This window comes from Clostridium coskatii, assembly GCF_001675205.1.
Classification (GTDB): Bacteria; Bacillota; Clostridia; order Clostridiales; family Clostridiaceae; genus Clostridium_B; species Clostridium_B ljungdahlii.
Genome location: NZ_LROR01000037.1, coordinates 129,218 through 142,442, shown reverse-complemented (window position 1 = coordinate 142,442; position 13,225 = coordinate 129,218). Strand labels below are relative to the sequence as shown.

General features: G+C 31.2%; 11 protein-coding genes. 5 read left to right on the top strand and 6 right to left on the bottom strand.

What is annotated here, in order from left to right:
• Positions 1-93: 93 nt before the first annotated feature.
• Together CLCOS_RS07130 and CLCOS_RS07125 are read left to right on the top strand one after the other, a co-directional pair.
• Positions 94-1,365: a WS/DGAT domain-containing protein gene (locus tag CLCOS_RS07130; RefSeq protein WP_023162646.1), complete on the top strand. Its 1,272-nt coding sequence runs from the start codon at positions 94-96 to the stop codon at positions 1,363-1,365.
• Between the two features lie 32 nt (positions 1,366-1,397).
• Entirely contained in the window at positions 1,398-2,048 is a 651-nt protein-coding gene (locus tag CLCOS_RS07125) for an HAD-IA family hydrolase (protein WP_023162647.1), read from the top strand.
• 235 nt (positions 2,049-2,283) lie between these two features.
• Here CLCOS_RS07125 and CLCOS_RS22770 read toward each other — a convergent pair whose 3' ends face one another.
• From CLCOS_RS22770 to CLCOS_RS07105, 4 genes are all read right to left on the bottom strand, one after another.
• Positions 2,284-2,748: a hypothetical protein gene (locus CLCOS_RS22770; RefSeq protein WP_242866884.1), complete on the bottom strand. Its 465-nt coding sequence runs from the start codon at positions 2,746-2,748 to the stop codon at positions 2,284-2,286.
• 425 nt (positions 2,749-3,173) lie between these two features.
• Entirely contained in the window at positions 3,174-4,553 is a 1,380-nt protein-coding gene (locus CLCOS_RS07115; protein WP_063600319.1) for a hypothetical protein, read from the bottom strand.
• A 96-nt stretch (positions 4,554-4,649) separates the two neighbouring features.
• Positions 4,650-6,023, bottom strand: coding sequence for a hypothetical protein (locus tag CLCOS_RS07110; protein ID WP_063600320.1), 1,374 nt, complete (start codon positions 6,021-6,023; stop codon positions 4,650-4,652).
• A 361-nt stretch (positions 6,024-6,384) separates the two neighbouring features.
• The gene (locus CLCOS_RS07105; protein WP_023162649.1) at positions 6,385-7,236 is read right to left on the bottom strand and encodes an AraC family transcriptional regulator; all 852 of its coding nucleotides are present in this window, start codon (positions 7,234-7,236) and stop codon (positions 6,385-6,387) included.
• Positions 7,237-7,372: 136 nt separating this feature from the next.
• On the opposite strand from CLCOS_RS07105, the gene dapA reads away from it, so the two are divergent.
• The 3 genes from dapA to CLCOS_RS07090 all read left to right on the top strand — a co-directional run bounded on the left by dapA (position 7,373) and on the right by CLCOS_RS07090 (position 10,054).
• The gene (dapA, locus tag CLCOS_RS21875) at positions 7,373-8,254 is read left to right on the top strand and encodes a 4-hydroxy-tetrahydrodipicolinate synthase (RefSeq protein ID WP_013237112.1); all 882 of its coding nucleotides are present in this window, start codon (positions 7,373-7,375) and stop codon (positions 8,252-8,254) included.
• A 33-nt stretch (positions 8,255-8,287) separates the two neighbouring features.
• Complete coding sequence (locus CLCOS_RS21870; protein ID WP_063600321.1) at positions 8,288-9,556, top strand: dicarboxylate/amino acid:cation symporter; 1,269 nt, start codon at positions 8,288-8,290, stop codon at positions 9,554-9,556.
• A gap of 252 nt (positions 9,557-9,808) precedes the next feature.
• Complete coding sequence (locus CLCOS_RS07090; RefSeq protein ID WP_013237114.1) at positions 9,809-10,054, top strand: hypothetical protein; 246 nt, start codon at positions 9,809-9,811, stop codon at positions 10,052-10,054.
• 687 nt (positions 10,055-10,741) lie between these two features.
• Here CLCOS_RS07090 and CLCOS_RS07085 read toward each other — a convergent pair.
• Positions 10,742-12,013, bottom strand: coding sequence for a SpoVR family protein (locus CLCOS_RS07085; RefSeq protein ID WP_063600327.1), 1,272 nt, complete (start codon positions 12,011-12,013; stop codon positions 10,742-10,744).
• A gap of 5 nt (positions 12,014-12,018) precedes the next feature.
• Positions 12,019-13,221, bottom strand: coding sequence for a sporulation protein YhbH (gene yhbH / locus CLCOS_RS07080; protein WP_063600322.1), 1,203 nt, complete (start codon positions 13,219-13,221; stop codon positions 12,019-12,021).
• Positions 13,222-13,225: the final 4 nt, after the last annotated feature.

Here is a 13,225-nt window from a genome sequence, read left to right as displayed (position 1 = left end):
TAAATTAATTTTAAATGGTAATTGACAGAAACAGGTTTGATGTTTAACATTAAACCTGAAATTTTTGCGTATATTTTAATAGGAGTGAGTGATATGTTAATGACTGATGTTAAAAGGTATAAAGCTGAAACTTGGGACATAATGCAATTTATGTTTGAAAAATTCAATGATCATCAACTTCATTGTGTAATTGAATTGGATAGCCATATTGATGAAAATTGTTTAAAAAAAGCAGTGTATATGTCAACTTGGGAATTTCCATTAGTAATATGCAAATTTGTAGAAAAGAAGTCCTCACCTTATTGGCAAAGTTGTAAATTTACAACAGATGATATTGTAAGAATAATTGAAACGGAAAAGGTTTATGAGGAGATAGAAAAATGTATTGTACTAAAAACAGATACATTTAAAGGACCACAACTTAGGTTAAATATTATAAGAAGTAGTACCCGTGATTGTCTTTGCATAATAATTAATCATATGCTCTGTGATGCTGCAGGCTTTAAGGATTATCTTTATATGCTAAGCTCTATATATTCCAACCTAAAAGATAATCCGGGTTATACCCCTAATTTTCAGATGAGTTCTAGAAGTGCAAAACAGGTACTGGATAACTTTAGTGATTTGGATAAGGTTAAAATATTTTTTTCTTCATCACAGGTATCCAAATACAATGGGGGCATCTATTTCCCATTGGAAGGAGATAATAATAATCCTTTTGTTGTTATTCATAAGATTACTAAAGATAGAGTTAAGTTTATAAAAAAATATGCTAAGGAAAGTAAAACAACTATAAATGACATTGTTATTGCATCATATATAAGGGCTCTTCAAAAGGAATTACATTGCAGCCATATAGCTCTTCCTTGTCCTGTGGATCTTAGAAGGTATATTCCAGAAAAGAAGGCACAGGGAATATGTAACTTAACATCAAATATGGTATGTGATATAGGAAAAGATATAGGTGAAAATTATAAAGAAACTCTTTTAAAGGTAAAAAAGTCCATGGAACATGAAAAGAAAAGTTTTTCATGTCTTAATGGTCCAATGATGCTTGAAATTATATTTTCTCTATTACCTTATAAATTTGCAAAATCACTTGTATGCAAGTTATTTCATAACCCTCCTATAGCTATGACCAATATTGGAATTATAGATAAAGAGAAGCTTTCATTTTATGGAGCTGGAGTTAAAGATGCTTATATGAATGGATCTATTAAATATAATCCTTATTTTCAAGTTGCACTTACTACCTTTGATGATGAATTTACCTTTAGTGTAAACTTTTGCGGTACACAGAAAGATAGACAGAAGATCCAGAGTTTTTTGCAAACCCTTGATGATGAACTCCCTAAACTGATATAATTTAATTTATATAGAATTTGGGGGAATATAAAATGAAATATAAATATATATTATTTGATTTGGATGGAACAATTACAGAGTCTAAGGAAGGAATAACTAAATCAGTACAGTATGCATTGAAGAAATTTGGTATTATAGTGGAAAGTCTTGATTTGCTTGAAAAGTTTATAGGACCACCATTAAAATACTCATTTAGTGAATATTTTGGTTTTGATGAAAATAAGTCTCTTGAGGCAGTGCAGTATTACAGAGAATATTTTGAGAAAAAAGGAATAATGGAAAACAAGGTATATGATCATATTGAAGATTTACTAAAACAATTGAAAGAGCTGAAGTTAAAATTAATTATAGCCACATCAAAGCCTACTAAATTTTCAAATATAATATTAAATAACTTTAATCTAACCTCATATTTTGATGCCATTGTTGGCAGCAATATGAATGGGACAAGATGTACAAAAGGAGAAGTAATAAAGCATGTATTAGAAAAGTATAGGATTAATTCTGATGAAGCTGTAATGATAGGAGACAGAAAATATGACATGATAGGGGCAAGACAAAACAATATGGATTCTATAGGAGTAACCTATGGATATGGATCTCTAGAAGAATTAAAAAATGAAAATCCAACCTATATTGCAGACAGTGTAATGGATATATTGAATAAAGTTACACAGCAATAAAGAGATTATAAGCAAAAAATCAACTTATACTCCGAATGTTTTCCACTAAGACTTATATACAAAATATTTAAATGTGCTTGTTTATTGTAAAATGTTTCTACGTATAAGTTGATTTTTAAGTTAGAAATTTATATTATACGTAAGATCCTTCACTCTATTTTATCCTGGAGCTGCTTTATCTTTTTTATGTCCAGAATAGCCAGAATCTCCTTTAGCTTCTTTATCTCTATTTCATCTAATCCAGGGCAACACGGATCTCCTTTTGGACCTCTAGGGCCGGGACAGCCAGGGTCTCCATCATGTCCTCTAGGCCCAGGACAACCAGGGTCTCCTTTTGGACCTCTATCTCCAGGACAGCCCTTATCACCTTTATCGCCTTTAGGCCCAGGACAGCCAGGATTTCCTTTGTCACCTTTAGGCCCAGGACAACCAGGATCGACCTTATCACCTTTATCGCCTTTAGGCCCAGGACAACCAGGATCGCCCTTATCGCCTTTAGACCCAGGATCGCCCTTATCACCTTTATCGCCTTTAGGACCAGGACAGCCAGGATCGCCCTTATCGCCTTTAGACCCAGGATCGCCCTTATCACCTTTATCGCCTTTAGGGCCAGGACAGCCAGGATCGCCCTTATCGCCTTTAGATCCAGTGCAGCCGGGATCGCCTTTATCGCCTTTAGGACCAGGACAACCGGGATCACCTTTTGGACCTTTCTTACCGCAAATTGTTATACATTTATGATAACAATCATTTTTTGATTCATCATGACATTCAGAACCATCCATATTGTGTTTACTTGTCTCATCAAGTTCCATTTCCTGTGTCTCAATATTTTCACTTTCATTTTTATCAACAAATTCACGGCTGCTTTTTGAGTGATCCGATCTTCTATGCTTTGCCATATATTTATTTCCTCCTTTTTATAATGATTTAGATAACATATCTAAAGTTGTGTCAAATTAAAAATCAATAGAAATAAGGCTTACTTAATTTAAGGACTTCATCCTTAATACATAGTATGTTGATTTATTAATATTGCAACATAATCAAGGCTTAAAATTATATATGCCAGTACTTTAAAAAATACTGGCATAATTAAAATTTTGTTATATTATATGATTAAATTTAAGAACATGGTTGTCTGCAGGTTAGGTTAAGTGTAATATCTATATCAGATTTAACAGGTAGGTGTCCTGCACCAAGGAATACCTGAGAATTTGGCTCTGACAGGACTATGCTGTTTACAGTATTTTCGATAGTTGCAGTACCGAACAGTGAACTTGATATAACTGTAAAACGTACTGTTCTATTTATTGATCCTCCTGCAGGTATTTGGAGGTTATTATCGCTAAGTGTAATATTTATAGGGCCAACTATATTAGTGCTAAGAGGAACTGATTCCTCACTTGAAGTAAATTTGGCAGTGAATCCACCAAAATCATTAAACTGTAATGTTATACCAGATGGTATGAAAAAATTGTCAATTACATTGACAGTAGTATTAGGCGATAGGTCTATAGAGGAAATTGTTACTGTAAACGAAGCGCTATTTTCATTAATATTGCAGCATTTTACAACACCTAGTTCAACAGCACTAAATTCCGTTGAACAAGTATCTGTACTTTCTGTGCCTGTTGCGGATGCTCTAACTGTATTGTTTACAGTATAGGTTCTAGGCACAGTTATACTAGTAATTGGAATTGTATAAGTTACAGGTATTGTATCTCCCGGGCTAATGGTACCAAGATTTCCACTTATAATAACTTCTCCAAGAACAGTTGTATTTATTGAAAGGGTAGATGGATTGACTGTAATTGTACCTAGTACCAGTGCGGATGAAATAAAAACCGTATCAAGATACTGTACGTTATTAAGAGCAGCATTTCCTGTATTTGTAACATTAACTGTGTAGTTTAAGGTTACTTGATTATTGGTAATTGTATGATTACATGTTTTTATTACTGAAAGTACTCCCTGATCATTACATTTAGGAAGAAGAAGGCAATCGCAATCAAAAGTTAATATATTGTTAGCAGCTTTTATTTTTATTGGCTGTGTGTCAGTAGGAAAATTGCCTACTAATTCAATTCTATACTCTACACTTACGCCTTTTTGGTATCTTTCGCTAACTTCTATTTTTAGCCATTGAAAGCCTGAAGGTGCATTACCAAAATTAGGATCAGCTAAAGATAGTGTAAAATTGATAGATTGAAATTGTCCACACCCATCTATTTTTTCAAAAACTTCTACACTTTGGGATGATATAGATTGACAAATAGGAATAACAAAATTACTTATAGATCGGGTATCTTTATTGCAGTCAGTAATAAACTTATAAGTCCAGAAAGATTTTGTAAGCAGAGGATCATAAGCTGGATTGTTGACTACCCTTCCATCAGAAAGAGTCTGGCATTGTGGTTGTACAACTGAAATACCATTTTGTGCTCCACAGCAGCATATATTTGTATAGGATGTGCAGCTACATGGCTGTACTTGGTCTGCCATATAATATCACTCCTCTTTTATTCTAATTAAAATTATAACTCTAATTTAATATATTAAAAAATTAAAAAGGCGTTACAAAGATAAGAATTTGTACATTTACTGGCATTTGACACTAGGAAGTATATCTATGTTAGATGTTGATGATAGATTTTTTATATCAATAAGTACCTGTGAATTAGGATTTGCTAGAGTAATACTTTTTAAAGTATTTGTGATAGTTATCTTGCCTGCTATTGTACTGGATATTACTTTAAATGTAATTGCTTTGTAGGTGCATCCATCTTGTAGTATTTTGAGATTTCTGCAGGTGAGTATAATATTTTGTGGACCAGTTATATTGGTGTTAATAGGCACAATATCATATTTATTGCCAAATGTAGCAGTATACATCCCAAAATTATTAAATTGTAAAGTAATCCCAGATGGAATGAATAAGTAATTTATTATGGTTACTTCTGTGTCAGGTGAATAACGCGTATTCCATATTGTAAGTATAAAAGAGACTTTATTTTGATTTATTATACTACAGTGATTTTCTGAGCTAAGTTTTACCACATCAATATTCGAAGAGCAGACGCTGTGAGCTGATGTATACATAGCAGAAACTACAACATTGCTGTCTATTTTGTATTTTTTTGGTTTAGTTATATTTTCTACTGGAATTGAATAGATAACTGTTAACATTTGACCAGGTTTTATTATGTCAAAACGTCCGTTGATTAGAATTTGACCGGGTATATTTCTATCAATAGAAAGATTAGATGTATTAATGTGTATTTTACCTAGGATAAATGAAGTTGGAATATATATTTTATCGTTATAAATAACGTTATTGAGAGCAGTGTTTCCTGTATTTAAAATATTGACCTTGTATTTTAAAATAGCTTTGTTATTGATAATAGAAGTGAAGCAGCTCTTTTTTACAGTAAGATTTCCTTTAGAATTACAAGTTGGTACAAGTATACTATCTTCAGTAAATTTAATTATATTATAAGTTGTTTTTATTTTTAAGGACTGACGACTAGAGACATAATTCCCGAAAATTTCTAAAATGTATTCTACACAAACTCCTCTATAATATCTTTTTAAATTTTCTATTTTTAACCATTTAAATCCTTTAGGAGCATAGTAGAAAGAAGGATCATTTTTTATAAGGGTAAATGGAACAGGATTGAATACAGTGTTACAGTCTAGTCGTTCATAAACTTTAATATTTTCTGACTTAATTAAGTGGCAAATAGGAATACCAATACTTTTTATACTTCCATCCATTTGCATATCACAGTCAATTATGAATTTGTATGTCCAAAAGGATGATGCAAGTGACGACACATAAGCTGGATTGTTTACAGTACTTCCATCTGGAAGTACCTGATATTCTGGCTGTATTATTGAAATACCATTTGAATATTTGCAGGAGTATATGTTTTTATAAGGTATTTTATTGTAAGGTTGAGAAGAATCTGCCATAAGAAATTTCCTCCTTTAAAATATATAATTTTTAAGTCTTAATAATTAATATATTTACAAAATGTTTTAGTGATACAAAAATTCAAAATTTGATAATAAATATAGTTTTTTATATAAAAAAGAAGACGCTTGGAAAGTAGATGGAAATTATGAAAAGATATTTAATTAAGCAACTACTTAGTAGTAACTGGAAAATTATTGGTGTACATTGGAAAGCATATATTAGACAGGATAAATGATATAAAAAAGAGTACGACAAAAAAGCCTAAGGTTTTAGATTTGTCAAAAGTTTTTATTGTGACGAAATTTGTTATTACATGCTTTGTATAAGTTAACTTTCAAACTAGAAACTCTACAGAAGTTAGCTCTTGTAGTATTTTTTAGGAGAAAGTCCAAACATCTTTTTAAAGGCTCGCACAAAGTTGGAGTAATCTCCAAAACCAGATTTTGCACATGCATCTGATGCATTTTCACCGTTGGTTATTAATAAATTAGCCATAATCAATCTTTTTTGAAGTATATAATTGTGAAGGGTATACCCGGTTTGTTCTTTAAATTTGTGCATTAAATAGTACTTACTTACATAAAATTTAGAGGATAGAGCATCTACAGAAAGGTTTTTGCTTAAGTTTTTATTTATATAATCTAGAATATTATCCATGCTCTTATCATATTTTATGTCATTGGACTCTGAAATATTTTTTTGTTTTAAAAACAATCTATTTATATAGACTATAAACTGTAAAAAATAGGATACTCTCAGCACGCTGTAACCTAATTCTTTGTTTTTAAAGGTATCTTCAATCTGAAAAAGTATTTTTTTTACATCTGCAAGCCATGTACTTTCGAGTCTCAATAAATTAAATCTTTGTTTTGATGCCAGTTCAAAGCAGCTTAATAAATTACAGTTATGATTATATCTTACTAAAAAGTCTGAATTTAACCACATAATTATACGTTCATAGGTTTCGTTTGAGTCTATTATAGCTTTGTGTATATCATTGCTGTTTACAAGAAGTATATCCCAGGGCTTTAATTTGTAAGATTTACCTTCTATTAGATAGGTTACATTGCCTGATATAAATATTACTATTTTATTAAAATTATGATAGTGAAATTGGAATTTAATATCTCTTTTATCTTTTAAGTGAAATATTTCAAAGTCACTTTTCAAATAACCTCTCTTTACTTTTTGAGTTGTATTTTTAATCATTCAACCATACCTCAACTATATTATATTTATATGCTAAAGCATTTTTCGCAATATTTCAAGCACTTTTCGCAATAAAACAAGTAAAAAATCAGTATATAATAAATATAAAGATTAAATCAAAAAATGAGGTGTTTTTATGAGTTTATTTACTGGTTCTGCAGTTGCAATTGTAACTCCATTTAAAGATGGCACTGTAAACTTTGACAAATTAAAGGAACTTTTAGAATGGCATATAAAATCAGGTACGAAAGCTATAGTTATTTGTGGAACTTCAGGTGAAGCTACTACAATGACGGAAAAGGAAAAGAAAGATACTATAAAGTTTACTGTAGATACGGTAAGTGGAAGAATACCAGTAATAGCTGGTACAGGTAGTAATTGTACTGCGCAGGCTGTAGATATGAGCGTATGGGCTGAAAGCATAGGTGTAGATGGTCTTCTCGTAATTACTCCTTATTACAATAAAACTACACAAAAAGGAATTATAGAACATTTTAAAGTAATAAACGATAGAGTAAAAACTCCTATAATAGTTTACAATGTTCCAGGAAGAACAGGATTGAATATACTTCCAAAAACTTTGAAAAAATTATGCGAATTTAAAAACATAAGCGGAATAAAGGAAGCCAGTGGTAATATAAGTCAAATTGCTGAAATGAAAGCACTTTGTGGTGAGAGAATTGACATATATTCTGGAAACGATGACCAGGTAATTCCAATATTGTCTTTAGGGGGATGTGGGGTAATATCTGTAATGGCGAATATAGTACCCTGTGATATGGAAAAAATGTGTGAATTATTCTTTAAAGGTGATATAAAGGCTGCACTTAAGTTACAGTTGGATTTATATTCACTTATAAAGGCAATGTTTATAGAGACGAATCCTATTCCAGTAAAAACTGCTATGAACATTTTAGGCAAAAATGTTGGAAACTTAAGACTTCCACTTACTACTATGACAGATGAAAACTTAAAAATATTAGAAAATGAATTAAAAAATTACGGACTTTTAGGATAGAAATTAACAGTTTGTAGAAAGGAGTGATAGGAAATGAAAAGCTTTTTTAAAAACTACAAATTTTCCATTATATTATTAGGCTCAATAATTTTAGGTGCAATTATAGGCGTATTGTTAGGATCTAAGGCACTAGTATTAAAGCCCTTTGGGGATTTATTTTTAAATTTAATGTTTATGGTTATAATACCTTTGGTATTCTTTAGCGTTACTTCTGCTATAGCAAACATGAAAGGTATGAAAAGATTAGGTAAAATTATGGCAAGTACCTTTGTAGTATTTATATGCACTGCGCTTGCAGCGTCTGTAATTGGTCTTATAGGTGCTTTAATAGTAAATCCTGCAAGAGGTATAGATTATTCAGCCCTTAAAAAGATTGTAACAGCTGGAGGAGGTGCTGCTGATAAAGTGAAGCAAGTAGGGCTTTTACAGCAGATTGTAAATACTCTTACTGTTTCAGATTTTGTTTCTCTGTTTTCTAAAAGTAATATGCTGCAGCTCATTGTATTTTCAGTACTTTTTGGTATTTCGACTTCAGCCCTTGGGGAAAAGGCTGAACCTGTTGCAAAATTTTTAGAGGCAGCATCTAATGTAATGATGAAAATGGTTAAAATAATAATGTACTATGCTCCAATAGGTCTTGGATGTTATTTTGCTGCAGTAATAGGATCTCTTGGACCACAAATACTTCAGGGATATTTAAGAGTATTTATTCTATATATAGTTATATCAGTTATTTATTATTTCGGGTTCTTTACTTTCTATGCATTTTTAGCTAGTGGCAAGATTGGAATTAAAACATTCTGGAAAAACGCTGTAGCTCCAACAATAACAGCACTAGCAACTTGCTCAAGTGCAGCAAGTATTCCTGTTAATTTAGAATGTACAAAAAAAATGGGAGTACCAGAGGATATAGTTGAAACGGTAATCCCATTAGGGGCAAATATTCATAAAGATGGTTCTGTAATTGGTGGTGTTATGAAAATCACTTTCTTGTTTGGACTATTTGGAAGAAGTATGACCAGTCCTTCAGCCATACTTTCCATAATTTTTGTATCCTTTTTAGTTGGAGCTGTAATGGCAGCTATACCTAGCGGAGGTATGATTGGTGAGATGCTTATATTAAGTGTATACGGACTTCCAACGGAGCTGCTTCCTATAATTGCAGTTATAAGTGTAATAATAGATGCACCGGCTACTGTGCTTAATTCTACAGGAAATACAGTAGCTAGTATGGTAATATCCAGACTTGTAGAGGGAAAGTTAACATTTGAAAAAAAGTATGGCATAATGGAAGATAAGTAAGACTATAAGATTGTATAACTTAACTTTTGCACATAATAAGTTGTGACCTAATATAAAAATAATGCGAAGTAATTTTTTAAAGAACAAAGTGCAAAGTTCAAATGTCAAATAAGGATAATTTTCTTCCTAACGTCAGAAAATCTTTAAATTATAGATTTCCTGAGGTACGATGGAAATCATCTTTATCTGTTCTTTGTTATGTGAACTTTAAACTTTAATTATTAACTCTTAATTAGATAAAGGGGGTATTTTATGAAGTATAAAATTGGACACGAAATTCAATTTACTCAGAGTTTTTGGCTGCCAGTAGAAGGTGGTAAAAAGCTGAAGGTATTAAAAGGAGATAAAGCCGTAGTGGTTAAAAAAATAGATGATAATTCAGGAGAAATATTATATATGACAGGGGAGGCTTCCGGCAAAAGCCAAGTTATAAATATTCAAGTGGATGATGAGATAGATGGGGATTATATAGCAAGACAAATAATGGAAGAACTTTAATTGAAACATCATAGAATTTCCAAACGAAAAATCACTTATACTGCGGATATTTTTTACAACCTTCAGCTCGTTAAACATTTTGATAAGGCTAAGCAAAAAATTTAAAAAAATACTGAGAACTTTTGAAAACTCGTACCTCAGACAATTCAAAAGTTCTAGATTTTTTAAAAATTTTTTTCTAAGCATTATATACAAAATATTTAAAAGGGCTTCATTATTGTAAAAATGTGCCTGCGTATAAGTTGATTTTTAAGTTAGAATACCTATGCAGATTGTAGAGTTTAAAAATAAATCTATAAGTGTTGAAAATTGCTAATTATAAATCTTGGTTGAATTTATAATTTTAACATTTAAATTAAACTGACAATTTGGACAAGTTTAATTCTAGGATTAACTATCTAGAGGGCTTTAAACCTAGAAAATCTATATAGTGATTTTAATTTGAATTTTAACTTATACAAAAAAATGTAATAACAAAATTGAAAGCACCTTTAAAAACTTTTCCATAAGTCTTAGTGAGGTATTTTAGAAAATCTTAGGAGCTTAGATATGTCTGAGGTACGAGTTTAGTTAAGGTTCTTAGATTTTCAAAATACCAAACTTTAGACTTGTCAAAAGTTTTTAAGGCGTTGAAATTTGTTATTACATGCTCTGTATAAGTTAATTTCCAATCAAGAAACCTTATTATTAATCACATCTTAAAGTTTTATAAGTGATAGTAGTAGGCTCGCTGCAGCATACTTCTATATCTTCTTTGCTTATTTTAGTGTTTAATTTCACGGGATATCCCCACAATTCATAAATGCATTTTAAAGTAGCTTCCATATAATTTGAATTTAATTCTCTCCCATCGTAAATATGTTTTAATACGAGGGTATTGTCCTTTTTTAAAATATCATCAACAACGATATTGGGAATGGAACCCATGCTACAATTATTGCATAGGGTATTTCTAATTTCAATCCAGCCCTTTTCATCAGGAATTTCTTTTATTACATAGTCACTGCGCTGTTTTGCATATTCAAATAAATTTAGTTCATAACACAGCTCTTTTGTTAAGTATCTTCGAATAAAAGATGCATCTCTTTCCAGTGCTCTTACTTCAAATATCTTATTTTCTCCGTATCTTTTATCTAAGTCTTCAAATATTTTAAAGCCAATATAATAGGGGTTAATTCCTCCCATAATAGGTGTAATTATATCATTGTGTCTTTTAATGAATTCAATGTGAAGTGAAGGCGAAAGGTCGAGTCTATTTAAGGTCTTATAATGCCAGTAACTTGCCCAACCTTCATTCATAATCTTTGTTTCAACCTGAGGTATAAAATATGCAGTTTCTTTTTTTACTACATATAAAACATTTTTTTGCCATTCTTCTAGTTGACTGTGATTTATAATAAAATCTATTAAATCTTCTTTTGATTCCTCCTCTGTTTTTTTTGCACCTATGGTTCTGTTTGTTTGAAATCTTATGGAATGAGCGGCATTTAAAATTTTTTCTACTCCTTCATACCCGATGCTTGGGTCATTTATATATTCTCTTATCATATCTGCATCATTTTTAAACATTTCAAGAGTATAGGATGCTTTAGTACCCTCTTTAAACAACCTGTTATTTTTAAAGAAATCATTGTGTCCGTATACATGAGCCATTGTTAGAATTTGCAGTAGTAGTGTATTGTCCTTCATCAAATAAGCAAGACAGGGATTTGAGTTTATTACCATTTCATAAGGAAGTCCTGTAAGGTTATATTTGTAAAGTGATTTTGTCCTGTCATAGGATTTGCCAAAACTCCAGTGAGGGTATCTAGCAGGCATTCCCAGATAGGCTTCGTATCCTATCATGTCTGTATAACTTACAATTTCAAATTCTTGAGGATAAAAGTCAAGTCCTGATTTTTTAGATGTATCTTCTATAATGTCACACCATTTTTCTAAATCTGTACCTGTATATTCCAGAAAAATCACCTTCCTTCCAGTTCTTTTTTCAGTATTTTTTTAAGAGATATCCATAAGTCTTGCTTCTCATTAATAGTTACAGTGGAAAAGTTATTTTTATCTATTCCTCGACGGAAAATATTTTTTATATTACTTCCAAAATAACTGGGTATGATTTCTGCATAGCTAAAAAGATTGCAGACTTCACATAAATCTTTGGCGGCTTTTAAAGCACGCTCGTTGTCTTCATCCCAATTGTCACCGTCACTTACATAAAAGGTATATACGTTCCAGTAAGCAGGATTATAATTTTCTTCAATTACCTCAAGAGCTTTATTCAATCCGCTGGATATATAGGTTCCACCAGATTCTACCTTGTGGAAAAATTCATTTTCAGTAACTACCTTTGCTTTAGTGGAGTGAGAAATAAATTTAATTTCAACATTATTGTATTTAGCTTTTACAAATTGATACAAAATAAAGAAAAAGGATCTAGCTAAGAATTTTCTAGTGCTATCCATGGAACCTGATGTATCCATTACGCATATGACAGCAGCATTTAATTCACGCTTTTTTTTCTCCTTTATTCTGAAATATCTTAAATCTTCCTGTCTAAAAGGAAATCTTGAGTCTATATCTTTAGAAATAGTTTTATTTTGAAATAGTGGGTCTTTGGAAGCTTCTCTAATAGCTCTTTTAGAGTTTTGCTGTCTTTTTAGTTTTTCTATAACAGTTCTTTTCTTAGCAAGCCTTGGATTTATTCCATTTCTTTGATATCCTGATTTCTTTAAGGATTTTTTAGATAATAATTCTGAAAACTTTTTTTTGTCCATCAAAGGTAGCTCCATATCTTCAAGAAGGTAATTCATAAGTTCTTCTAGGGTAATTTCAGTTTCGTACATATCTTCCCCTTCTTCGTTACCTGCACCGCCTTTGCCTTTGCTTCCATTTTTCTCTAGGGATCTTCCAATTTTATCTCCTCTTTTTTGAGATCCATTTCCACTTCCAACTTGGGGACTATTGTCTCCATATATAAAGTGGTATTCTTTAATGCCTTTTATGGGAATTTTAATTTTCTTATCTTTACTTTGACCTATAATGCTTTCTTCTGATATTATATCTGCAAGATTATCCTTTATGGATTTCTCTACTAATTGTTTGTGGCGCCTTCTATCTTCTAAGGATCTATCATGGTGATCCCTTGGATCAAATTCTCTAAAAATAGCCATAATA